Raw genomic sequence first — 26901 nt, 5'->3', positions numbered from 1 at the left:
TCACCGAGGCTGACCCGCAACGGTAAGGTATTGATGAACATGCCCAAGGCACGGTCGGCGCCGTCCCCCGCCTGCATCCGCCCCAACAGCACCGTGCCGAAGACCACTTCTTCGCGACCGCTGACGCGGCCCAATACCTGGGCCCAGGCCAAGTGCATCAGGCTCGCCGCGCTGACGCCCAACCGCCGCGCCTGCCCACGCAGACGCCGACACAGCCCTGCCTCCACCGCCTGTTTCACCTCCTCCACATCATTGCCGTCGCCCTGCACGTCCTGGCGACCGAACGGCAACGTCGGTTCCTCGATATCGCCGAGCATTTCGCGAAAGAACGCTTCATGCTCCTCCTGGCTGCCGCCCAAGAGGGCCTGACCCACGTAGTTGCGGTATTGCACCGCAGGACCCAACTCGTGTGCCCTGTCGAGCAGGTGGGCCTGCATCTCATGCACCAGGGTTTCCAGTGCCGTGTGGTCCAGCACCGTATGGTGGAACAGCAGCGTCGCGACCCAGCGCTGGTTGGGCGCGTCCTCGGCTACGATCAGACGCAACATCGGCGCCTGGCGCAGGTCCAGCCGGTAATGCCGGGCGTCGAAGCGCTCATGCAACTGCTTGGCGACGTCACCGCGAGCCGGATCGGGCATGAAGGTTTCCAGATGCAGCGGAGCTTGGCGCCAGACAATCTGAACCGGCTCGTCGAGGCCTTCCCAGGCGAGCGACGTGCGCAGAATATCGTGACGGTCGATCACTTGCTGCAGCGCCCTGGCGAAGGCATCGAAGCGCTCGCGGCTGTCGAAGGCGAACTGTGATTGCAGCAGGTAGGGATCACCCTGTTCGGCAGCCAGATGGTGGTAGAGAATGCCCTGTTGCAACGGCGCCAGCGGGTAGATGTCCTGGACATTGCTCACGCCGCCCGGCACGCCCGCCACCAGGCGATCGATCGTCGTCTGGTCCAGGGCAGTCAACGGCAGCATGTCCGGAGTTATCCGCTGGCTGCCTTCGATGATCGCGTTGGCCGGCACCACCACCTCGCGATGCCCGCCTACCGCAGCGGCCAAAGCCTGCAATGTCGGCTGGCTGAACAGCATGCGCACATCGACCGCCAGACCGAGCTGGCGCATCCGTTCGATCAACCTCATCGCCAGCAACGAATGGCCGCCCAGTTCGAAGAAATCATCATGCCGACCGATCCGATCCACACCCAGCAACTCGCACCAGATCCCGGCCATGCGGGTTTCCATGTCACCCTCGGGCGCTTCATGGCCCCGGCTCGAATAGTCCTCGCTGCCAGGGGCCGGCAAGGCGCGGCGGTCAAGCTTGCCGTTCGGCGTCAATGGCAACGCATCGAGGCGCAGATAGGCCGACGGCACCATGTGCCGGGGCAAGTGCACCTGCAACTGCCCACGCAGACTATCGGTCGTCGGTGCCGGGGCTTCACCCTCCTGCACCGTGTAGTAGGCCACCAGACGCTTGTCCCCCGAGGCGTCCTCGAGCGCAACGACCACTGCCTCCCGCACGCCGGCACAATCGCCGAGCCGGGACTCGATTTCTCCCAGTTCGATGCGCTGGCCGCGGATTTTCAGTTGCCCATCATTGCGCCCCTGGTACTCGATGTTGCCGTCCGGCAGGTAGCGTCCGAGGTCTCCGGTGCGGTACATCCTGGCGTCCTGGGCCGGGCTGAAAGGATCCCTCACGAAGCGCTCGGCAGTCAGTTGCTCACGGTTCAGGTAACCCCGCGCCACCCCCGCGCCGCCGATGTACAGCTCACCCGTCGCCCCGACAGGAACCGGTTGCAATCGGGCATCGAGCAGGTAGACCCGGGTATTGCCCACCGGCTTGCCGATATGCAGCACCGCCTGCGTGGCGTCGATCCGCCCCGAGGTGGCGACCACGGTGGTCTCGGTGGGGCCATAGTTGTTGATCAGTTCGAAAGCAGCGTCCACCGGCAGCTTGCGCAGGCGATCACCGCCAATCAGCAAGGTGCGCAAGCGCGGGTGGCCCAGGTTGCGGCCAAAGGCATACTCGGCGACCGGGGTGGGCAGGAAGCACACATCCAGGGCCTGGGCCTGCCACCAATCGAGCAACCCATCGACATCCTCGCTGCCCGCATGGGCCGGTGGCAGCAACAAGGTGGCCCCCGCGCACAGCGCCGGCCAGACCTCCCAGGCGGCGGCGTCGAAGCCGAAACCGGCCACGCTTGAAGTGCGGCTGCCGCGTCGCACCCCGAAGGCCTCGCAATGCCAGCCCACCAGGTTGCGCAAGTTACGATGTTCGACCATCACGCCCTTGGGCAGGCCGGTCGAGCCCGAGGTGTAGATCACATAAACCAGATGCCCCGCGCCGAGTCCGGGAACGTCCGGGTTGGCCACGGCTTCGGCAGCGATGTTCAGATCCAGATCCAGGACCGGTACCAAGAGCTCGCCCAGGAGCGAGCGCGTGGAAGATTGCGCCAGCACCGCCACCGGCGCGCTGTCCTGCAGCATGTAGGCGATACGTTCCGCCGGATAGGCCGGGTCCACCGGGACATAAGCCGCCCCGGATTTCAACACGCCCAGTAGCCCGACGATCATCTCCAGGCTGCGTTCGACACAGATCGCCACTCGATCATCCGGGCTGACTCCCAACGCCAGCAGTCGATGAGCGAGTCGATTCGCCCGGACGTTGAGTTCGCCGTAGGTCAGCGTCTGGCCTTCATACACCACCGCCACCGCTTCAGGCTGGGCGCTGGCCTGGTCTTCGACCTGCCGGTGAATCAGCGCAGCACCGGCATAGACCCGGTCTGTCGCGTTCCAGGTTTCGAGTACCTGGCGGCGCTCGGCCTGGGGCAAGATCTCCAGGCTATGCAAGCATGTCCCGGGGTTGAACTCCAGTGCCGTGGCCAGGCTGTGCAGCGCGGTTTCCATGTAGGCACAGATCCGCTGCGCATCCACGCCCTGGGTGGCCAGAGCAGTCAAGGCGAAGTCTTCACCCAAGTCATCCACCGACAGGGTCAGCGGATAGTTGGTACGTGATTCGCCGCTCAGTATTTCGATATCCTGCCAGGCCGCCAGGGTGTCCTGTCCAGCCGCCTGCTCGCTGGAGTTACGGTAGTTCAGCAAGGCACTGAACAGCGGCGTTGGCGCGGTAACCGCACTGCAACGCTGGGCCAGGGCCAACGGCGCATGCTCATGCCCCAGCAGGGCTGTCAGCCGGGCATGAACCGCCTTGACGCCCGCCTTGACGTCCAACTCATCGACATCGACGCGAAGCGGCAGGGTATTGATGAACATGCCCAATGCGCGATCGGCTCCTTGGCCGCCCTGCATCCGCCCCATCAGGACCGTGCCGAACACCACATCGCTGCGGCCCGATACCCGGCCTAGCACCTGTGCCCAGGCCAGATGGTGCAGGCTCGCCGCGCCCACGCCCGACTGGCGTGCCAGACGCCGCAAGCGACGGCTCAGGTCGCTGTCAAGTAGCCGTGTGGTGGTCTCCATCTCACTACCGTCACCCTGCACATCCTGCAGACCGAACGGCAGCGTTGGTTCATCGACGTCAGCGAGCATCTCGCGGAAGAAACGCTCGTGCTCTTCACGACTCACCCCCAGGCGCGCCTGGGCCACATAGTTGCGGTACGGCGCGGGGCTGTCCAACTGGTCAGCCTGGCCAAGCCGATACGCCAGCATTTCACGCTGCACCACTTTCATTGCCGCATGATCGAGGGCGATGTGGTGGAACAGCAGCATCGCGATCCAGCGCTGGTTGGACGGGTCTTCTGCGCATGCCAGGCGCATCAGCGGCGCCTGGGTCAGGTCCAGGGCATAGTGCCGGGCGTCGAAGCTACGGTGCAGTTGCGCGGTGACGTCGCCAGCCTGCGGATCCGCAACGAACGCCTCCAACCCCAGCCGTGCTTCGCGCCAGACCACTTGTTGAGGTTCGTCGAGGCCTTCCCAGACGATGGCGGTACGCAGGATGTCGTGGCGATCGATCACCACTTGTAACGCCTCGACGAACTCATCCAGACGCTCGCGGTTGTCGAAGGCGAACTGCGACTGCAACACGTAAGGGTCGCCCTGTTCGGCGGCCAGATGGTGATAGAGGATGCCTTCCTGCAACGGCGCCAGCGGGTAGATGTCCTGTATGTTGCCCATGCCACCCGGCACCGTCGACGCGATATGGTCGATGGCATCCTGGTCCAGACGGGCCAGCGTCAGCATGTCGGGCGTGATCCGCGCGCAGTCGAGCGGGATGCCGTTGGCCGGTACCTGGATTTCGCTGCCGCTGCCGACCGCTGCCGCCAGCGCCATCAATGTCGGCTGGCCGAACAGGACGCGAACGTCGGCACTCAGGCCAGCCTGGCGCATCCTTTCGATCAGGTTGACAGCCAGCAGGGAGTGGCCGCCCAGTTCAAAGAAGTGGTCGTGACGACCAACGCGCTCGACCTTGAGCAGGTCCCGCCAGATCTGCGCCAGGGTGGTTTCGATTTCGCCCTGGGGGGCTTCGTAGCCGCGGCTGATCAATGCGTCGTGGTCGGGGGCAGGCAGGGCCTTGCGGTCGAGCTTACCGTTAGGGGTCAGCGGTAGAGCGTCGAGCTGTACGTAGGCCACGGGCACCATGTACTCCGGCAACCGCGCTTGCAGATGGCTGCGCAGGGTTTCGATGTCCACCGTTTCCGATTCGGTGAAGTAAGCCACCAGACGCTTGTCACCCGGCACGTCTTCACGGGCCAGCACTACGGCTTCTTTCACAGCCTCGTGTTGGGCGAGCTTGGCTTCGATCTCGCCCAGTTCGATGCGGAAGCCGCGGATTTTCACCTGATCGTCGTTGCGGCCGAGGTATTCGATGTTGCCGTCCGGCAGGTAGCGACCCAGGTCGCCGGTCCTGTACATCCGGGCGTTTGGTTCACTGCTGAACGGATCTTTGAGGAAACGCTCGGCGGTCAGGTCATCACGATTGAGATAACCACGGGCGACACCGGCGCCACCGATGTAGATTTCCCCTGGAACACCCAGCGGTACGGGTTGCTTGTGCTCATCCAGCAGGTAGAACTGGGTATTAGCGACAGGCTTGCCGATATGCGCGGCAAATCCATCTTCGCGAGCCATCGATACCCAGCTCGAATAGGTCGTGGTTTCCGAAGGACCATAGAGGTTGCACAGCCGCTTGACCGAGGTCTGTTCGAACAGCGCTTCCACCAGGCTGCGCTTGAGCGCTTCACCGGCCACGTTGACCGTGTCCACACCCTCGCCCAGCCCACCGGATTGCAGCAACGCCTTGAGCGCCGACGGCACGGTGTTGATCAAGGTGATGTCGTGCTCGCCCTGCTGCAGTTCCAGCACATTAGTCACGACTTCGATGCTGCCGCCCGACGTCAATGGTGCGAAGCACTCGTACACCGCCAGATCGAAGTTAAGCGAGGTCGAGAACAGGGTTTTCGACAAGGTTTGCGCATCGAACGACCGATGGGCCCAGGTCAGGAAATTCACCGTATTGCGGTGTTCGATCATCACGCCTTTCGGCAAACCGGTCGAACCGGAGGTGTAGATCACATAGGCCAGATGTGCAGAGGTCAGCTCAAGAACCTGAGGATTCAGAACGGATTCGTCCTGCCAGAGCCCGCTACCCAAATCAATCACCGGCATCAAAGCACCAGCCAACAAGCCGACCGTTGCCGATTGGGCCAGAACCACCGCCGGCGCGCTGTCCTCCAGCATGTAGGCAATCCGATCCGCCGGATACGCCGGATCCAGCGGCACATAACCGCCGCCCGCCTTCAGGATTGCCAGCAGCCCGACCACCATGTCGATACCGCGCTCGACACAGATCGCCACCCGCGAATCCGGCCGCACGCCCTGCCCGCGCAGGGAATGCGCCAAGCGATTAGCCCGCTCGTTCAGCTCGCCATAGCTCAGGCGTTGCCCCTCATGCAGCACCGCCAAAGCATCCGGCGTGCGCTGCACCTGTTCCTCGAACAGCCCGTGAATCGTCTGCTCCAGCGGATACTCGGCATCGGTGGCGTTGAACGCCACCAGCAGTTGCTCGCGCTCCGCCGACGGCAGAATCGGCAAACCGGCCAATGGCGACTCAGGCGCACGCTCCAGCGCCTCCACCAGACTCGCCAGCGCCATTTCCATATAGGCCCCGACCCGCTGTGCGCCGATCTGAACGCTCGCCTGCACCTCCAAGGCAAAGTCATCGGAGAAATCGTCCACCGAAAGGATCAGCGGATAGTTGGTCCGTTCCTGGGCGCCCAGGGTTTCAATGCCCTCCCAAGCCTGGAGCGCTTCCGGCGCGGATACCCGGGCCGCACCAGCGCTGTGGCGGTAGTTCAACAATGCACTGAACAATGGCACCGGTGCCGCCACGCCACTGCAACGTTGTGCCAGGGCCAGGGAGGCATATTCGTGGCCGAGCAAAGCGCTCAACCAGCCATGGGTGCTCTTTACCCCATCGCGTGCACTCTGCGCGCCCACGTCCACCCGCAACGGCAGAGTGTTGATGAACATGCCCAGTGCCCGACTCAGGCTCTCTCCGGCCTGCATGCGCCCAAGCATCACGGTACCGAACACGACATCTTCACGCCCCGAGACACAGCCCAGCACCTGGGCCCAGGCCAGGTGGAAAATGCTCGCCGCGCTGACCCCGAGTTGGCGGGCCTGTCCACGCAAGCGTCGGCTGAGTTCAGGCGCCAGCGGTCGATGGCTTTCCTCGATGGTGCTGCCGTCGCCCAGCACATCCTGCTGACCGAATGGCAGCGTCGGCTCATCGACATCGCCAAGCATCTTGACGAAGAAGGCCTCATCGGCCTGACGCTGGGCGGCCTGCCGGGTGCGCGCCACATAGTTTCGGTAAGGGACGGCAGGCTCAAGTTGGCCGCCCTGCCCGGTCAGCCAGGCCTGCATTTCATGCTGCACGATGGCCAGCCCGGCATGGTCGAGGACCATATGATGGAACAGTAGCAAGGCAACCCAACGCTGATTGGCCACGTCTTCGGCGAAGGCGAGCAACAGCAACGGTGCCTGACTGATATCCAGGCGGTATTGGCGGGGATCGAAAGAGGCCTGCAGCTGCGCCATGACATCGCCCTCGCCGAGCGAGTCGCCAAGGTCCCTGACGCCCAGTCGAGCCCGGCGCCATACCACTTGTACCGGCTCCTCCAGTCCCTCGCGCACGATCGCGCTACGCAGGATGTCGTGGCGATCGATCACGCTTTGCAAAGCCTCGACGAAATCCGTCAGGCGCTCGCGCCGGCCGAAGCTGAAGCGAGCCTGCAAGACGTAGGCATCGCCGCGGACGGCGGTCAGGTGATGGTACAGAATGCCTTCCTGCAAGGGTGCCAGTGGGTAGATGTCCTGCACGTTGGCGGCGCCACCGGGCACCGTCGCGATGATGCGATCGATAGCCACCTGGTCCAGTGTCACCAGCGGCAGCATCTGCGGGGTAATCCGCGTGCAGCCGGCGGGGATGGTATTGGCGGGGATCTCGACGCTTGCGGTCTGGCCGGCGTCGTATTGCCCGGCCTGAATCAGCTCGATCAACGTAGCTTTGTGCTCGCGCAGCAAGGCCAGGACCGCCGGCTCGCTCAACGACTGCTTCCGGCCCCGCACCACGAGCTGATCGCCCTTGACCGCAAGCTGTACGTCTTTTTCCTTCAGGGTCGCCAACAGTTCGATCACGTTCACAGGACAATCTCCATTTTTTCTGTCATTGCCGCGTAATCCGAGAGCGTCGGTTGCTCGAACAGTGTCCGCACATCCGCTTCCATGCCCTCCTGGCGCATCCGCTCCATCAGGCTGACAGCCAGTAAGGAGTGCCCACCCAGCTCGAAGAAGTCATCGTGGCGGCCAACGCGTTCCACATTGAGAATTTCAGCCCACAGTTGGGCCAGCGTGATTTCGGTGTCCCCCACCGGGGCTTCGTAACCGCGGCGGATGACGCTCGCCAGGTCCGGTGCCGGCAAGGCCTTGCGATCGAGTTTTCCGTTGGGGGTCAACGGCAACAGGTCGAGGCGCACGTAGGCGGCCGGGACCATGTGGCCCGGCAGCCTGGATTGCAGGTGCATGCGCAGGGTTTCGATGTTCACCGTCGCGTCTGGATCAAGCTGTGTGAAGTAGGCCACCAGGCGTTTTTCCCCCGGCATGTCTTCGCGCACCAGTACCACGGCGTCCTTCACGTCTGCATGCTGGGCCAGCCTGGCTTCGATCTCGCCCAACTCGATACGGAAGCCGCGGATCTTCACCTGGTCATCGTTGCGGCCCAGGTATTCGACCCTGCCATCCGGCAGATAGCGGCCGAGGTCGCCCGTGCGGTACATACGGGCGTTCGCAACATCGCTGAACGGATCGCAGAGGAAGCGTTCGGCGGTGAGCTCATCGCGGTTCATGTACCCCCGCGCCACCCCTGCGCCACCGATGTAGAGTTCGCCCGCTACGCCCACCGGTACAGGCTTGCCGTGAGCGTTGAGCAGGTAGAACCGGGTGTTGGCTATAGGCCGACCGATATTGACCGGGCCGTCGTCCGACTCCGGATCTTCAACCGGAGTGGACGATGACCAGATCGTCGTTTCGGTAGGGCCGTAGACATTGAACAGCGTCTTGACCCGGGTACCCAGGCGCTGGGCCAGCTCAGCGGGCAACGCTTCACCGCCGCACAGCGCGGTCAGTTGCTGATCCCCCGGCCAACCCGACTCCAGCAACATGCGCCAGCTCGCCGGGGTGGCCTGGGCAACGGTGACGCCATGGTTGGCAACCACCTCGGCCAGGGATTGGCCATCGCGCCCCTGGTCACGGGTTGCCAACACCACGCCTGCACCGCAGACCAGCGGCAGGTACAGCTCCAGGCCAGCAATGTCGAAGCCCAGGGTGGTCAGTGCCAGCACGCGATCGGTCGGCGCGACAGCCAGGGTGTCGCGCATCGCCCACAGCAGGTTGGTCAGGTTGCGATGCTCGACCATCACCCCCTTCGGCTTGCCGGTGGAGCCCGAGGTGTAGATCACATACGCCAAGTGGGCCGGAATCAGGTCCGTCACGGACGGGTTGCCCGTCGGCCGGTCCAACCAGGCATCGCCGTCGACGGCAATGAGCGGAATCGCAGCCCCTGTCAGCAGCCCACAGGTGCCGGCTTCCGCCAGCACTGCAGCAGGCGCGCTGTCCTCCAGCATGTAGGCGATCCGATCCAGCGGGTAGGCCGGGTCCAGTGGCACATAGCTGCCGCCCGCCTTGAGGATCGCCAGCAGCCCCACGACCATGTCGAGGCTGCGTTCGACACAGATCGCCACGCGCGAATCCGGCTTCACACCCTGCTCAAGCAGGTAATGCGCCAATCGGTTGGCACGCGCATTGAGCTCGCGATAGCTCAGCTGCTGCTCACCCTGCTGTACCGCCAGGGCTTGCGGCGTGCGCTCCGCCTGGGCTTCAAAGGCGCGATGGAAAATCGGGTCTTCTGGATAGTCGACTTGCGTAGCGTTGAACGCCTCCAGCAGTTGCTCGGACTCTTCTGTCGGCAGGATCGCCAGTTGGTGCAGCGGCGCCTCGGGTGTCTGCTCGAGCATCCATATGAGGTTGTGCAACGCCTGTTGTACATAGCCGCACAGACGCTGAGCACCAATCCTCGCCGGGGTCATGATGCTGAATCTGAACCCCCCGCCCTGGTCGTCGACCGACAGGGTCAACGGATAGTTGGTCCGTTCTTCACCGCCGAGCAGTTCGATACCGCTCCAGGCCGTCAGCGCCTCGGTCGAGGCGACCGTGGCGGTGTGGCGATAGTTGAGCAAGGCACTGAACAGCGGCATGGGTGCTTCCACGCCACTGCAACGCTGGGCCAGCACCAGCGAAGCATGCTCATGGCCCAGCAGCGCGGTCAGGCGGGCATGGGTCGCCTTGACCCCGGCACGCACCCCGACCTGCCCCAGGCTCACCCGCAACGGCAAAGTGTTGATGAACATTCCCAGGGCCCGGTCGGCCCCCTCCCCCCCCTGCATCCGTCCGACCAGCACGGTGCCAAACACCACGTCGTCCCGGCCCGACACCGCGCCCAGCACCTGCGCCCAGACCAGGTGATACAGGCTGGCGGGGCTCACGCCCAACTGACGGGCCTGACTGCGCAGGCGCCGTGCCAGGTCTGCGCTGACGTCCTGGCGCACCTCTTCGATACCGCTGCCGTCACCCTGCACGTCCAGCAAGCCGAACGGCAGTGTCGGTTCGTCGACGTCACCGAGCATGTCACGGAAGAACCCTTCATGGGCCTCGCGACTCACGCCCAGGCGTGCCTGCGCCACATAGTTGCGATAAGGTACCGAAGCGAGTAGATGCTGCGCCTGACCGAGCATGTGCGCCTCGATTTCCGCGGCCAGCACCCCCAGCGAAGTGGCGTCATCCACCAGGTGGTGGAACAGCAGGATGCCCACCCAGCGCTGGTTCGCCGGGTCCTGGGCATAAGCAACCCGCATCATCGGTGCCTGACGGATGTCCAGGCGGTAATGACGCGGATCGAAGCGCTCATGCAACTGCCCGGCAATGTCCCCGGCTGTCGGGTCCAGCAGCACCGGTTCGACATCCAGCTGCGCTTGCCGCAAGACCACCTGCACAGGCTCGGCCAGCCCCTCCCAGAGCACGGCCGTGCGCAAGATGTCATGCCGTGCAACGACGACCTGCAGCGCCTGGGTGAAAGCTTCGAGACGGCTGGCGGTATCGAACGCAAACGTCATGTACTGAAGGTAGGGATCGCCCTGCACAGCGGCGAGGTGATGGTAGAGAATGCCTTCCTGCAACGGCGCCAACGGGTAGATGTCCTGCACGTTGCCGGCGCCACCGGACACTCTTGCGACCAGTCCGTCGACCGCCTGTTGATCCAGGTCGGCCAACGGCAGCATATCGGGGGTGATACGGGTGCAACCATCGGGAATATCATTGGCCGGTACCGTGATTTCGCGGACACTGCTTACCGCCGCGGCCAGCGCCGCCAGCGTTGGCTGGCCGAACAGCACCCGGACGTCGGCAGCCAGATTGATCTTACGCATACGCTCGATCAGTTTAACCGCCAGCAACGAATGGCCGCCCAGTTCAAAGAAATTGTCCTGGCGCCCCACCTGTTCGAGCTGGAGCAGGTCTTGCCAGATCCCGGCAATGGCAGTCTCGACCGCGCCTTGAGGGGCCTCGTAGCCGCGGCTCACCACCGAGGACTGATCGGGCACCGGCAAAGCCTTGCGGTCGAGTTTGCCGTGGCTGGTCAGCGGGAAAGCGTCCAGCAACACAAAGGCGCTCGGCACCATGTGCTCGGCCAATGTGCCGAGCAGGCGCAGGCGCAGATCGGCGGCGGTGAGTTGTACATCCGCCATGGCGATGACATAAGCCACCAGGCGCTTGTCGCCCGGTTGGTCTTCCCGGGTAATGACCACCGCGTCGCGGACTCCTTCGCAATCGGCCAAGGTCGCTTCGACTTCTCCCAGCTCGATACGGAAGCCGCGGATCTTCACCTGGTCGTCGTTGCGTCCCAGATACTCCAGGCTGCCGTCGGCCAGCCAGCGCCCCAGATCGCCGGTCTTGTACATCCGTGCGTTCGGCTCGGCGCTGAAAGGATTATCGAGGAAGCGCTCGGCGGTCAGCTGGGCGCGGTTCAGGTAGCCACGACTGACACCGGCGCCGCCGACATGGATTTCACCGACCACACCCACCGGCACCGGCTCGCGCCGGGCATCGAGCACGTACAGTTGCAGGTCTGGAATGCGCTTGCCAATGGGGCTGACGCCAACCCGTTGGGCATCCGCAGCCTCCAGCGCATGGTAAGTCACGTGCACGGTGGTTTCGGTGATGCCGTACATGTTCACCAGTTGCGTACCAGTATTGGCTTCGCGGGCATACCACGGTTTGAGGATCCCGGTTTCCAGTGCTTCACCGCCAAAGATCACCTGGCGCAAGCTGTGGCTCAGATCGCTCTCGCCCTGGGCCGCGATCAACTGGCGGAACGCGCTTGGGGTCTGGTTGAGCACGGTGACCCCCGATTCGCACAGCAACGCGTAGCAGTTCTGGGGAGAACGGCTGACCAGTTGCGGCACCACCAGCAATCGCCCGCCATGGAGCAAGGCGCCCCAGATTTCCCAGACCGAGAAATCGAAGGCAAACGAGTGGAACAACGCCCAGACATCCCGCGGGCCAAACTCGAACCACGTTTGCGTGGCCGAGAACAGGCGCGCCACGTTGCGGTGCTCGACCATCACCCCCTTGGGCTGCCCAGTGGAGCCCGAGGTGTAGATCACATAGGCGAGGTGGTGCGACGTCAGCCCCGGCACGTGCGGATTGACCTCGGGTTGGCTCTGCAACCCGGGACCATTCAGGTCGACTATCCGGACCGACTCCTCGACCAGCAGGCCCCGGGTCGCGGTGTGCACCACAATCGCCACCGGCGCGCTGTCTTCAAGCAGGTAAGTGATGCGCTCTGCCGGATAGGCCGGATCGACCGGTACGTAGCCGGCCCCGGATTTCAGGATGCCCAGTAACCCCACGATCATGTCCAGCCCGCGCTCGACGCAGATCGCCACCCGATCATCCGGGCGGATACCCAGCGACAGCAAGCGATGGGCAAGCTGGTTCGCCCGGGCGTTGAGTTCGCCGTAGGTCAGCACCTGCTCTTCGAAGAGCAGAGCCGGCGCATCGGGTTTCGCCACCGCCCAGGCTTCGAACCGAGCATGCAACAGTGCGTCATGGGCATGCACCTGGTCCGCCGTATTCCAGTCGTCGAGCAACTGCCGACGCTCGGCCGCTGGCATCACCGTCAGATTCTGCACCGGTGTCTGCGGCGCCTCTTCCAATGCATCCACCAGGCTGCGAAGCGCCTTCTGCATGTAGCCACAGAGGCGTTGGGCATCGAGTTGCGCGTCCACCTGGACCGTCAGGCTGAAGCCTGTGCCGAGGTCATCGACGTTCAGGGTCAGCGGATAGTTAGTGCGCTCTTCGCTGGACAGCATCTGCATGCCATCCCAGGCCAACAACCCTTCATCCGTCATCTCCACCGAACTGTGCCGGTAGTTCAACAGCGCGCTGAACAGAGGTGTCGGTGAGGCCACACCGCTGCCACCGCTGGGCCAATGCCAGCGAGGCATGCTCGTGGGCCAACAGCCCGGTCAACCGCGCATGGGTCGCCCTGACGGCCTCGCGCACGCCTTGCCCGTCTACCTGCACCCGGATCGGCAGGGTGTTGATGAACATGCCCAATGCCCGATCGGCGCCTTCACCGCCCTGCATCCGGCCCAACAGAACCGTGCCGAACACCCACCCCGGACTGGCCGGACGCCAAGGCCAGAACCTGTGCCCAGGCCAGATGCACCAGGCTCGCGGCGCTCACCCCCAACAGTCGGCCCTGGGTGCGCAGGCGCTGGCTCAAGCCCTCGTCGACCACCTCCGTCACCTCCTTGATACCGCTACCATCACCTCGCACCTGGGCAAGCCCGAAGGGCAGCGTGGGTTCATCGACATCACCGAGCATCTCGCGGAAGAACGCCTCGTGCTCCGCCTCGCTCGCCCCCAGGCGCGCCTGGGCCACGTAATTGCGATAAGGCGCCGCTTCCGTCAATTGCCCAGCCTGGCCCATCAGATAAAGCTGCATCTCGTGGTTCACCACCTCCAACGCGGTATGGTCCAGGGCCATGTGGTGGAACAGCAGGATCGCCACCCAGCGGTCCTGAGCTTCATCCTGGGCGTAAACCAGTTGCAGCATCGGTGCCCGACGCAGGTCCAGGCGATAGTGGCGAGCATCGAAGCGGCTCGCCAGTTGCGTGGCGACATCGCCGGCCGTGGCATCGGCTTCGAAGCACTGCGGCTCCAGCTTCACGTGGCGCCAGACCAGTTGCAGCGGTTCGTCCAGGCCTTCCCAGGCCACGCTGGTGCGCAGGATGTCGTGGCGGTCGATCACCACCTGCAATGCTCCGACAAACGCCTCGAAGCGCTCAAGGGTGTCGAAGGCGAACTGCGACTGCAGCACGTAGGGGTCGCCCTGCTCGGCGGCCAGGTGGTGATAAAGGATGCCTTCCTGCAACGGTGCCAGCGGGTAGATGTCCTGGACGTTGGCAGCACCACCCGGAACGGTGGCGACGATCCGGTCAATCGTCTGTTGGTCGAGGGTGACCAGCGGGAGCATGGCCGGGGTGATATGTTCACAGCCGGACTCAATGAGGTTCGCCGGCACCTCGACTTCCCTGCCACTGCCGATGGCGGCCGCCAGTGCGGCCAGGGTCGGCTGGCTGAACAGCACGCGCACATCGGCACTCAGGCCGGCCTGGCGCATGCGTTCGATCAGGGTCACCGCCAGCAGCGAGTGACCGCCCAGTTCGAAGAAGTGATCGTGACGCCCCACCTGCTCGACCTTGAGCACCTCGGCCCAGAGTCGCGCCAGGGTGGTTTCGATCTCGCCCTGCGGGGCGGCGTATTCGCGACTGGCGTAGGCGTCCGCGTCCGGGGCCGGCAGTGCGCGGCGGTCCAGTTTACCGTTGGCGGTCAGCGGGAAGGATGGCAGCACGACAAAGGCGCTGGGCACCATGTACTCAGCCAGCGTGCCTGCCAACTGGTTGTGCAGGTCGTGCACCGACAGGGTGGCGCCCGCTTCGGGAATCACGTAACCCACCAGACGTTTAGGACCGTTTTCGTCCTGTCGTGCCAGCACCACGGCGTCTTTCACACCGGCGCACTGGCCCAACCGGGCTTCAATTTCGCCCAGTTCGATACGGAAACCACGGATCTTCACCTGATCGTCGTTACGGCCCAGGTAATCCACGGTTCCGTCGGTACGCCAGCGCGCCAGGTCGCCGGTGCGATAGAGCAAGGCCGCCGGATCTGTACTGAATGGGTCGGCAACGAATTTCTCTGCGGTCAGTTCCGGACGGTTCAGATAGCCGAGGGCCACGCCATCGCCACCGATGTACAGCTCACCCGCCACGCCGACTGGCACGGGTTGCTGATTAGCGTCCAGTACGTAGACGCGGGTGTTGGAGATCGGTCCGCCAATCGACAGGCTTTGCGCATCCTCTGCCACCGTCTTCACTTCCAGAGTGGTGGCATAGGTGGTGGTTTCAGTCGGGCCATAGCAATGTACCAGACGCAATGTCGGCGCCAGCCCCAACAGGCGCCGGAACGACGTCACGTCGGCCCGTTCGCCACCGCACAGCAGAATGCGCAAACCACCAATGGCCTCAGGAATCAGCTGCACGTACTGATTGAAGATTGCTGTGGTCACGAACAGTACGGTGGCCCCCGACTCACTCAACAGTTGGGCAAAGCGTGCTGGCTCAAGCAACGTTTCGTGGTCAACCACCACCACTTGCCCGCCATTGAGCAGCGCGCCCCACACGTCCATGGTGCTGGCGTCGAATGCCGGGTTGGAGGCGAAGGCCATCCGGTCCTGCTCGTTGAAATCGGCGTAGCCGTTGTTGATTACCAATCGATTGATTGCCCGGTGCGGTACCAGCACCCCCTTCGGCGTACCGGTGGAACCGGAGGTGTACATGATGTAGGCGACCGATTCAGCGCTCTGGTTCAGATCAAGATTATCGGCGGACTCGTCCAGTTCGACGATATCCAGGTCCACACGTTGCAGACCTTCAGGCACAACCCTAGTGCTCAGGGTCAGTGCCACCTGTGCGCCACTGTCCTGGACCATGAACTGCTGGCGCTCGACCGGCGCGTTGATATCCAGCGGCACATAGACGGCGGCGCATTTGAGAACGGCCACTTGACTGACCAGCAGGTCAATCGAACGCGCCAACCCAATTGCCACGCTGTCGCCCGGTTGGGTGCCCAGACCGATCAGGTGACGGGCCAGGCGGTTGGCCCTGGCGTTGAGTTCCCCATAAGTCAGGCTGTGCCCATCGTGGACAACCGCAACGGCATCGGGGCGAGCCTGCGCTTGCGCTTCGAACAGCCCATGGACGGTCCTATCCCGTGGATAGCTGCGCGTGGTCGCGTTGAAGTCTGCCACCACCCGTTGACGCTCGGCCGACGGCAGGATCGACAAGCTGTTCAACCGCGTCTGCGGCGCCTGCTCCAGGGCCTTCACCAAGTGTTCCAGCGCAATGTTCATATAGACGCAGACCCGCTGCGCGCCGATCTGCGGCACGGCCAACACCGTCAGCCCAAAGCCGTCGCCCAAGTCATCCACCGAGAGGCTCAGCGGATAGTTGGTACGCTCCTCAATATCCAGGGTTTCGATCCCTTCCCAACCGGCCAGGGGCGCGCTCGACCGCTCATCGACCGCGCTATGCCTATAATTGAGCAACGCACTGAACAGCGGCAACGGTGCCGCCACGCCGCTGCAACGCTGGGCCAGGGTCAGAGAGGCATGTTCATACCCCAGCAGGCCGGTCAGCCGGGCGTGAGTGGCTTTCACGCCGTCACGAACGCCCTGGTCGCCCACGTCCACCCGCAACGGCAAGGTGTTGATGAACATACCCAGCGCCCGATCGGCGCCATCGCCGCCCTGCATCCGGCCCATCAGCACAGTGCCAAACACCACATCCGGTTTGCCGCAGACCTGGCTCAGCACCTGCCCCCAGGCCAGATGAACCAGGCTGGCCGCACCTACGCCGAGATGGCGCGCCTGGGCCCGCAGACGCAGGCTCAAAGACAGGTCGACAGACAACCCGGCCTCCTCGATATCCCGTCCGTCGCCCTGTACATCCTGGAGACCGAACGGCAATGTCGGCTCCTGAACATCCCCGAGCATCTCGCGGAAGAAGGCTTCGTGCTCCTGCTGACGCCCCCCCAGGCACGCCTGGGCCACATAGTTGCGGTACGGCACAGCCGCCACCAGTGGACCCGACTCGCCCAGCAGGCGCGCCTGCATCTCGTGACGCACCACCTCCATGGCCGTGTGATCCAGGGCCATATGGTGAAACAACAACAGTGCGACCCAACGCTGGTTGAGCGGGTCCTTTGAATACACCAGGCGCATCATCGGGGCCTGGGTGATATCGAGCCGGTAATGCCGTGGGTCAAAGCGAGCCTGCAACTGAGTAGCGATATCGCCAGCGGAGCTGTCCAGGTCGACGGCTTCCAGATGCAGCGCCGCCTCGCGCCAGACCACCTGTACCGGTGAGTCAAAGCCTTGCCACACTACACTGGTGCGCAGGATGTCATGGCGATCAATGACATGTTGCAGCGCATCGACGAATGCCGTCAGCCGGTCCCGGCTCTGCAGGTCGAAGAGCACTTTGAGCACGTAGGGATCGCCCTGCTCGGCGGCCAGGTGGTGATAAAGGATGCCTTCCTGCAACGGTGCCAGCGGGTAGATGTCCTGGACGTTGGCAGCCCCCCCCGGAACGGTGTCGACGATCCGGTCAATCGTCTGTTGGTCGAGGGTGACCAGCGGGAGCATGGCCGGGGTGATATGTTCACAGCCGGACTCAATCAGGTTCGCCGGCACCTCGATTTCCCTGCCACTGCCGATGGCCGCCGCCAGCGCCGCCAGGGTCGGCTGGCTGAACAGCACGCGCACGTCGGCGCTCAGGCCGGCCTGGCGCATGCGCTCGATCAGGGTCACCGCCAACAGCGAATGACCGCCCAGTTCGAAGAAGTGATCGTGACGACCGACCCGCTCGACCTTGAGCACCTCAGCCCAGAGTCGCGCCAGGGTGGTTTCGATCTCACCCTGCGGGGCGGCGTATTCGCGACTGGCGTAGGCGTCGGCGTCCGGGGTCGGCAGTGCGCGGCGGTCCAGCTTGCCGTTGGCGGTCAACTGAAAGGATGGCAGCACCACGAAGGCGCTGGGGACCATGTATTCGGCCAGGGTGCTTGCCAATTGGCTGCGCAGGTCGTGCACCGACAGGGTGGCGCCCGCTTCGGGAATCACATAGCCCACCAGACGTTTCGGTCCGTTGTCGTCCTGGCGCGCCAGCACCACGGTGTCTTTCACGCCGGTGCATTGGCCCAACCGGGCTTCAATTTCGCCCAGTTCAATGCGGAAACCACGGATCTTCACCTGGTCGTCGTTACGACCGAGGTAATCCACGGCTCCATCGGCACGCCAGCGTGCCAGGTCGCCGGTGCGGTAGAGCAAAGCGGCCGGATCGGCGCTGAACGGATCGGCAACGAACTTCTCGGCGGTCAGCTCGGGGCGGTTCAGGTAACCCTTCGCCACGCCATCGCCACCGATGTACAGCTCGCCCGCCACACCCACCGGCACGGGTTGCTGATTCGCATCCAGCACATAGACACGGCTGTTGCCAATCGGACGGCCAATCGGAATGCCACCCTCGCCCACGGTCTGGATCTCATGGGTCGTGGTGAACGTCGTGGCTTCGGTCGGACCATAGCCATTGAGCAAATGCTGCGGTGCGCCGTCCTTCAGCACACGCCCGATCACCGCCGGATCGAGCACATCACCGCCGACGATTAGGTAGCGCAATTTTTTGAACACCGGCAGCAGGCCGCTGGCGTACTGGTGGAACAGGCCGGCGGTCATCCACAGCACGCTGACCGATTGCTCGGTCAACAGCGCGGCAAAATGCTCCTGGGACAGCAGCACGTCCTGCTCGACCACCACCACGCAGCCGCCGTTGAGCAGAGGCGCCCAGACGTCGAGGGTACTGGCATCGAAGGCCGGGTTGGAGGCAAACGCCACACGATCTCGGGCGTTGAAATCCGCGTAGCCGTTGTTGATCACCAAGCGGTTGATCGCCCGATGCGGCACCAGCACGCCTTTCGGCGTGCCGGTGGAACCGGAGGTGTACATGATGTAGGCGACCGATTCGGCGCTCTGGGTCAGGTCGAGGTCCGCGCACGCATCCTCCAGCGCCACGCCGTCCAGGTCGACACGCAGCGTGCCTTCAGGAACGTCCATGCCAGCCAGGGTCAGCAAAACCTTCGCCCCGCTGTCTTCGACCATGAACTGTTGGCGTTCCAAAGGCGCGCTGACATCCAGCGGCACGTAGACGGCGGCGCATTTGAGCACCGCCAGTTGGCTGACCAGCAGCTCAATCGAACGCGCCAACCCCAGCGCCACGCTGTCGCCCGGCTGTACGCCCAGGCCGACCAGATGACGGGCCAGGCGATTGGCCTGGGTGTTCAGCTCGGCGTAGGTCAGACAGTGCTCGTCGTGCACGACCGCCGGCGCCTCGGGATTGGCCCGCACCTGCGCTTCGAACAGGCCATGGACCGTCTTGTCCCGTGGATAGTCGCGTGCGGTTGCGTTGAACGCATCCAGCACCTGTTGACGCTCGGCTTGCGGCAGCACGGTCAGGTCCTGCAGACGTGACGCAGGGCTGGACTCCAGCGCAGTGGCAAGGCTTTGCAATGCGCGCTCCATGTAAGCGCAGACCCGTTGAGCGCCTACACCGTTCGCCGCCAGGACCGTCAAGGCGAAATCTTCGCCCAGGTCGTCCACCGACAGCGTCAGCGGATAGTTGGTGCGGGCTTCACCGCTCAGCGTCTCGATGCCCTGCCAAGCCAAGGCCTCACTCTGCGTATCCACCTGTTCACTGGAGTTGCGGTAGTTCAGCAACGCGCTGAACAGCGGTGTCGGTGCACTCACCCCGCTGCAGCGCTGTGCCAGCGCCAGCGAGGCATGTTCATGCCCCAACAGCGCGGAGAGACGTCCATGAACGGCCCGGACACCCTCCTGCACGTTCTGCTGACCCACCGCCACCCGCAATGGCAAGGTATTGATGAACATCCCCAACGCACGATCAGCGCCCTGGCCACCGTGCATCCGGCCCATCAGCACCGTACCGAACACCACGTCAGGTGTGCCCGAGACGCACGCCAGCACCTGCGCCCACGCCAAGTGATGGAGACTGGCCGCCCCCACGCCGGACATCCGTGCCAGACGTCGCAGACGGCGGCTCAGATCGCGGTCGAGCAGCCGCCTGGCCTCCTCGATGTCATTGCCGTCGCCCTGCACCTGTTGCAAGCCGAACGGCAGCGTCGGTTCATCCACGTCGCCGAGCATGTCGCGGAAGAACGCCTCATGCTCTTCACGACTCACACCCAGGCGTGCCTGCGCCACATAGTGACGATAAGGCACCGGCGCATCCAACTGTCCGATCTGTCCCAACAAATGCATCTGCATCTCGTGCTGCACCACCTTGAGCGCCGTGTGATCGAGCGCAATGTGGTGGAACAGCAGCAAGGCCACCCAACGCTGGTTAGGCTTGTCTTCGGCGAACGCCAGGCGCATCAACGGTGCCTGGGTCATGTCAAGCCCATAGTGCCGAGCGTCGAAACGCCGATGCAGTTGTTCAATGATGTCCCCGCCTTGCGGATCCGGCGTGAACTCTTCCAGGCCCAGCCGCGCTTCGCGCCAGACCACTTGCTGAGGCTCGTCGAGCCCCTCCCACACGATGGCGGTGCGCAAGATGTCGTGGCGATCGATGACGCCCTGCAACGCCCGAATGAAGTCGTCGAGGCGCTGCCGGTCCTGCAGGCCGAACAGGGCCTGCAGGACATAGGGATCGCCCTGCTCGGCCGAGAGGTGATGGTAGAGAATGCCTTCCTGGAGCGGTGCCACGGGGTAGATTTCTTGCACGTTGCGTGCACCGCCCGGCACCGTCGCCACGATGCGGTCGATGGCATCCTGGTCCAGGCTGGTCAACGACAGCATTTGCGGCGTGATCTTCATGCAGCCGTGGGCAATGCCGTTGGCCGGCACCACGATTTCGCTGCACCCGCCCACTGCCGCCGCCAATGCCGACAGCGTCGGTTGGCCGAACAATACACGCACGTCGGCACTCAGGCCGGCTTGACGCATACGCTCGATAAGGCTGACGGCCAACAGCGAATGACCGCCCAGCTCGAAGAACTGGTCGTGACGGCCGACCTGTTGCAGGCCCAGCAGGTCCTGCCAGATCTGCGCCAGGGCGATTTCGACTTCGCCTCGGGGGGCTTCGTAGCCGCGGGTGATGACCGAATCCAGGTCCGGGGCCGGCAAGGCCTTGCGATCGAGCTTGCCGTTGGGGGTCAACGGCATGGCGTCGAGACGCACGTAGGCCACCGGCACCATGTATTCCGGTAGCTGTCCTTGCAGGTGGCGGCGCAAGGTTTCGAGGTCCGTTGTTTCGTTCGCCGGCGTGAAGTAAGAGACCAGGCGTTTGTCGCCGGGCACGTCTTCTCGGGCCAGCACCACCGCTTCCTTCACGGTTTCGTGCTGAGCGAGCTTGGCTTCGATTTCGCCCAGTTCGATGCGGAAACCACGGATCTTCACCTGGTCGTCGTTACGGCCAAGGTATTCGATGTTGCCGTCCGGGAGGTAGCGGCCGAGGTCGCCGGTTTTGTACATCCGGGCGTTCGGTTCACTGCTGAACGGATCCTTGAGGAAACGCTCGGCCGTCAGGTCATCACGATTGAGATAACCACGGGCGACACCGGCGCCGCCGATGTAGATTTCCCCTGGGACGCCCAGCGGTACGGGTTGTTTGTGTTCATCCAGCAGATAAAACTGGGTGTTGGCGACCGGTTTGCCAATGTGCGCGGCAAAACCGTCTTCACGGGCCATCGATACCCAACTCGAATAGGTCGTGGTTTCCGAAGGACCGTAGAGATTGCACAGGCGCTTGACCGAAGTCTGCTCGAACAGCGCCTCCACCAGGCTGCGCTTGAGCGCTTCGCCGGCCACGTTCACCGTGTCCACGCCCTCGCCTAGACCACCCGATTCCAGCAGCGCCTTGAGCGCCGACGGCACGGTGTTGATCAGGGTGATCTCGTGCTCGCCCTGTTGCAGTTCCAGCACATTAGTGACCACCTCGATGCTGCCGCCCGACGTCAATGGTGCGAAGCACTCGTACACCGCCAGATCGAAGTTAAGCGAGGTCGAGAACAGGGTTTTCGACAAGGTTTGCGCATCGAACGACCGATGGGCCCAGGTCAGGAAGTTCACCGTGTTGCGGTGTTCGATCATCACGCCTTTCGGCAAACCGGTCGAACCGGAGGTGTAGATCACGTAAGCCAGATGTGCCGAAGTCAGTTCGGCAACCTGCGGATTCGAGACGGACTCGTCCTGCCAGAGCCCGCTACCGAGATCGATCACAGGCATCGATGCACCAGCCAACAACCCAAGGGTTGCCGCCTGGGCCAAGACCACGGCCGGCGCACTGTCTTCCAGCATGTAGGCAATCCGATCCGCCGGATACGCCGGATCCAGCGGCACGTAACCGCCACCCGCCTTGAGGATCGCCAGCAAACCCACCACCATGTCGAGGCCACGCTCGACGCAGATCGCCACCCGAGAATCCGGCCGTACACCCTGCTTGCGCAGGTAATGCGCCAGTCGGTTGGCCCGCTCGTTCAGTTCGCCATAGCTCAGGCGCTGCCCGCCATGCAGCACCGCCAGTGCATCCGGCGTGCGCTGCACCTGCTCCTCGAACAACCCATGGATGGTCTGTTCCAGCGGGTACTGCGCTTGCGTGGCATTGAAGCATTCCAGCTGGCGACGTTCGGCATCGTCCGGCAGCACGATGTCGCTGATGGCGACGCGGGCATCCGCCACCATCGCCCGCAACATGCGTTCCAGATAGCCGAGGTAACGCTCCATGGTCGTCTGGTCGAACAATGCCGTGGCGTATTCCAGGGAGCCTGAAATCAGGCCATCTACCTCACCCAGGTTCAGCGACACATCGAATTTCGCGCTATGCCCCGGTGCCTCCACGGTCTCCAGCGTCAGTCCTTCCAGGACGAGGTTCTGTTCAACGGCCGCCTGCCAGGACAGCATGGCCTGGAACAACGGGCTGTGGGACAGGCTGCGCATCGGCTTGACCCGCTCCACCACTTGCTCGAACGGCAGGTCCTGATGGGCCTGGGCGCTCAACGTCTGGGCTTTTACCCGTTGCAGCAACGTTTCGACGCTCGGCCCCCCGGACACATCGATGGGCACGGCCAGGGTGTTGACGAAGAACCCGATCAGCTCCTCGACCTCCACACGCCGACGGTTGGCCGTCGGCGAGCCGATAACGATCGTATCCTGCCCCGAGAGGCGGCCAAGCACCGCTGCCCAACCGGCCAGCACCGTCATGTACAAGGTCGTGCCGTGGCGCTGGCTCAGCGCCTTGAGATCGGCTGTCAGCGCTTCATCGAAGAGCACTGGCAAACGCGCTCCGGCATAGTCCTGTTGCGCGGGTCGCGGACGGTCTGCAGGCAAGGTCAATAAAGGTGGTACATCCGCCAGAGTCCGTTGCCAGTAGGCATTCTGCTCACTCAACACGTCGCCGCTCAGCCAGCGGCGCTGCCAGACGGCATAGTCCGCATATTGGATCGGCAGCGGTGGCAACGGATCGGCCGCGCCATGCAGGCAAGCCTGGTAGAGCCTCCCCAACTCACGGGTCAGCACGTCCATCGACCAACCATCCGAGACGATGTGGTGCAGGGTCACCAGCAGAACATGCGTCTCGTCCGCCAGCCGCACGAGGCGACCGCGGATCAAGGGCCCCTGTTGCAGATCGAACGGCGCCCGCGCCTCGTCCGCGGCCAACCGGGCCAGCTCGCCTTCGGCGTCGGTATGCAGGGACAGGTCATGGAACGTCAAGGCAAAGCCGGCCCCTTCGACGGCGATGCACTGCACCACTTCACCGTCGACCTTGTCGAACGTGGTGCGTAACGCTTCGTGACGCGCCACGATCCGGTCCAATGCCCCATGCAGGGCTTGCGGTGACAGCCGGCCCTTGAGACGCAAGCCACCGCAGATGTGATAAGCAGCGCTGCCGTCCATCTGCGCCAGGAACCACAGGCGCTGCTGTGCGAACGACAGGGGTATCGCGCTGTCGCGCGGTACCGCCTCGATGGGCGGCAACGTGCTCGCCGACGCTTGGGAGGCCCAGGCTGACAATCCCATCAATCCGGCGTTGGCAAACAGTTCCGCCAGGGTCAGTTCCACGCCCAGTTGCTGGCGCACCTGAGACATCAATCGCACGGCCAGCAACGAATGCCCGCCCAGCTCGAAGAAATCGTCATGACGACCGATCTGCTCTACGCCCAGCAACTGACGCCAGATATCGGCGATGCGCATTTCCATGTCGCCCTGTGGCGCCTCATGGTCGCGGCTCGAATAGGCCGCGCTGTCCGGGGCGGGGAGCGCTCGGCGATCAAGCTTGCCATTGGCCGTCAAGGGCAGCGCGTCGAGGCGCACGTAGGCCGACGGCACCATGTGCCGGGGCAGGTGCACCTGCAATTGCGCACGCAAATTGTCGGCCGACAGGGCCGGGTATTCGCCCTCGTGTGACGTGTAATAGGCCACCAGACGCTTGTCATCCGGCGCGTCACCAGCCGCGATGACCACCGCCTCGCGCACACCGGCACAATCGCTGAGCCTGGACTCGATTTCACCCAGTTCAATGCGCAAGCCGCGTATTTTCAGCTGACCATCATTGCGCCCCAGGTATTCGATATTGCCGTCCGGCAAATAACGTCCAAGGTCACCGGTACGGTACATTCTCGCGTTCTGCATGGGGCTGAATGGGTCTTGCACGAAACGCTCGACGGTCAGCTCGGCACGGTTCAAGTAACCTCGCGCAACCCCTGCTCCCCCGATATAAAGCTCACCCGTCGCACCGACCGGAACCGGTTGCAAGTGTGCATCGAGCAGGTAGATCCGTGTGTTGCCCACCGGCTTGCCGATATGCAACACCGCCTGGGAGGCGTCGATCCGGCCCGAGGTGGCGACCACCGTGGTTTCCGTGGGGCCATAGTTGTTGATCAGCGTAAAGCGTGGGTCGGCGGGCAGTCGGCGCAGGCGGTCACCGCCGATCAGCAGCGTGCGCAACCGATCGTGGCTGAGGTTGCTGCCGAAGGCGTACTCGGCAATCGGCGTAGGCAGGAAGCACACATCCAGCGCCTGGGCCTGCCACCAATCCAGCAGTGCGTCGACATTCTCGCTGCCCGCATGGGACGGTGGCAGCAACAGCGTGGCCCCGGCGCACAGGGCGGGCCAGATCTCCCAGGCCGCGGCATCGAAACCGAAGCCGGCAACGCTGGACGTGCGGCTGCCGCGTACCAGCTCGAAGGCCTGACAATGCCACCCCACCAGGTTGTTGAGGTTGCGATGCTCGACCATCACCCCTTTGGGCAGACCGGTCGACCCCGAGGTGTAGATCACATAGACCAGATGACTCGGCTCCAGGCCCGGCACCTGAGGGTTGGTACCACCACCGTCCGGGCTGATCTCCTGCTCAAGATCAATCACCGGCACCGATACGTCGACCATGAGGCCGCCGGTAGCCAGTTGCACCAGGACCGCCGCCGGGGCGCTGTCTTGCAGCATGTAGGCAATGCGCTCGGCCGGATAGGCCGGGTCTATCGGTACGTAACCCGCTCCGGACTTCAGGATGCCCAGCAACCCGACGATCATCTCCAGGCTGCGCTCGACACAGATCGCCACGCGGTCATCCGGGCGCACACCCAGCGCCAGCAGATGATGAGCAACCTGGTTCGCCCGGGTGTTGAGTTCGCCGTAGCTCAGTGACCGACCTTCATACACCACCGCCGTCGCCTCAGGCTGCATGGCGGCCTGGTCTTCGACCTGGCGATGAATCAGCGCTTGTTCGGCATACATCGCGTCCGTGGCGTTCCAGGTCTCGATCAACTGTCGACGCTCGGCCTGGGGCAGGATGTCCAGGCTGTGCAAAGGCGCTTGCGGTGCCTGTTCCAACGCATCAACCAGACTTTCCAATGCCACCTGCATATAGTCACAGATGCGCTGCGCGCCGATAGGGGACTGGACTTGCGCCGTGAGGCTGAATCCCTCGCCCAGGTCATCCACTGAGAGCGTCAGCGGGTAGTTGGTGCGCTCCTCGCCTCCCAGGGCTTCGATCCCCTGCCAGGCTGATGACGATTGCAGTGCGAGGGGCTCCGCCACCGAATGCCGGTAGTTGAGTAATGCGCTGAATAGCGGTGTGGGCGTGGCCACGCCACTGCAACGTTGGGCCAGTGCCAGGGAAGCGTGTTCATGCCCCAACAAACCGGTCAACCGCTCATGGGTCGCCAGCACGCCCTCACGCACACTGAGTGCCCCCAGTCGCACGCCGATCGGCAAGGTATTGATAAACATGCCCAGTGCCCGGTCGGCGCCTTCGCCGCCCTGCATCCGGCCCATCAGTACCGTACCGAACACCACGTCTTCGCGACCCGATACCCGGCCCAGCACCTGAGCCCAGGCCAGATGATGCAGACTGGCCGCACTCACGCCCAACTGACGCGCCTGCCTGCGCAGGCGCTGGCTCAGATCGGGGGCGATGCCCTGACGGGCCTCTTCGACGCTACTGCCGTCGCCACGCAGATCCTGTAGACCGAACGGCAGCGTCGGTTCATCGATAGCGCCGAGCATCTCGCGGAAAAACGCCTCATGCTCTTTCGGACTGACGCCCAGGCGAGCCTGAGCCACATAATTACGGTACGGCACCGCATCGCCTATCTGGTCGACCTGTCCGAGCAAATGAGCCTGCATTTCATGGCGAACCACTTCCAGCGCCGTGTGATCGAGCGCCATGTGATGGAACAGCAGTGTCGCCACCCAACGCCGTTTCACCGCATCCTCGGCGAAACGGATACGCATCAGCGGGGCCTGGCGGATGTCCAGGCGCGCATCGAAGTCTGCCTGCAGTTGCTCGGCAATATCGCCGTCCTCGTGGCGCAACGCCACGTGCTCGACACCCAGCACGGCCTTGCGCCAGACCACTTGCACCGGTTCATCCAGCCCTTCCCAGGCCATGGCCGTGCGCAGGATATCGTGGCGGTCGATCACGCCCTGCAAGGCCTGGGTGAAATCGTCCAGGCGCTCGCGGTTGTCGAAGGCGAACTGCGCTTGCAGCACATAGGGGTCGCCCTGTTCGGCCGCGAGGTGGTGATAGAGAATTCCCTCCTGCAACGGCGCCAGCGGGTAGATGTCCTGCACATTGGCCGCGCCGCCCGGCACGGTCGCGACGATGCGGTCGATGGCCTCCTGAGGCAACGTCACCAACGGCAGCAT

The 26901-nt window shown here is 63.9% G+C and carries 4 protein-coding genes (1 of these 4 only partly in view); all 4 read right to left on the bottom strand.

Annotation, left to right across the window (positions count from 1 at the left end; translation table 11 throughout):
* Tightly spaced (each overlapping or abutting the next), the 4 genes in view from LOY67_RS13025 to LOY67_RS28500 form a layout consistent with a single transcriptional unit that may run on beyond the window.
* Nucleotides 1-7655: the 5' portion of a non-ribosomal peptide synthetase gene (locus LOY67_RS13025; protein ID WP_265067558.1), read on the bottom strand. Its footprint begins 5404 nt before the window's first position; 7655 of the gene's 13059 nt are visible here — the first part of the coding sequence; the start codon lies at nucleotides 7653-7655; its stop codon lies off the left edge, out of view.
* Nucleotides 7652-13033 carry an amino acid adenylation domain-containing protein gene (locus LOY67_RS28510; RefSeq protein ID WP_413776188.1) on the bottom strand — a complete coding sequence of 1794 codons (5382 nt, stop codon included), beginning with the start codon at nucleotides 13031-13033 and terminating at the stop codon, nucleotides 7652-7654. Before LOY67_RS28510 ends, LOY67_RS13025 begins: the two co-directional genes overlap by 4 nt.
* Nucleotides 12963-13220 carry a hypothetical protein gene (locus LOY67_RS28505; RefSeq protein ID WP_413776187.1) on the bottom strand — a complete coding sequence of 86 codons (258 nt, stop codon included), beginning with the start codon at nucleotides 13218-13220 and terminating at the stop codon, nucleotides 12963-12965. Before LOY67_RS28505 ends, LOY67_RS28510 begins: the two co-directional genes overlap by 71 nt.
* Nucleotides 13198-26901 (bottom strand): amino acid adenylation domain-containing protein, encoded by a 13704-nt coding sequence (locus LOY67_RS28500; RefSeq protein ID WP_413776213.1) that lies wholly within the window; start codon nucleotides 26899-26901, stop codon nucleotides 13198-13200. Before LOY67_RS28500 ends, LOY67_RS28505 begins: the two co-directional genes overlap by 23 nt.

The sequence above is a fragment of the Pseudomonas sp. B21-056 genome (genome assembly GCF_026016325.1).
Classification (GTDB): Bacteria; Pseudomonadota; Gammaproteobacteria; order Pseudomonadales; family Pseudomonadaceae; genus Aquipseudomonas.
This window is presented reverse-complemented; position numbering and strand designations above follow the sequence as displayed.

Bases quoted from the DNA above. Each gene is read 5' to 3' on its own strand.
- LOY67_RS28500 (WP_413776213.1), bottom strand. From the start codon at position 26,901: ATGCTGCCGTTGGTGACGTTGCCTCAGGAGGCCATCGACCGCATCGTC.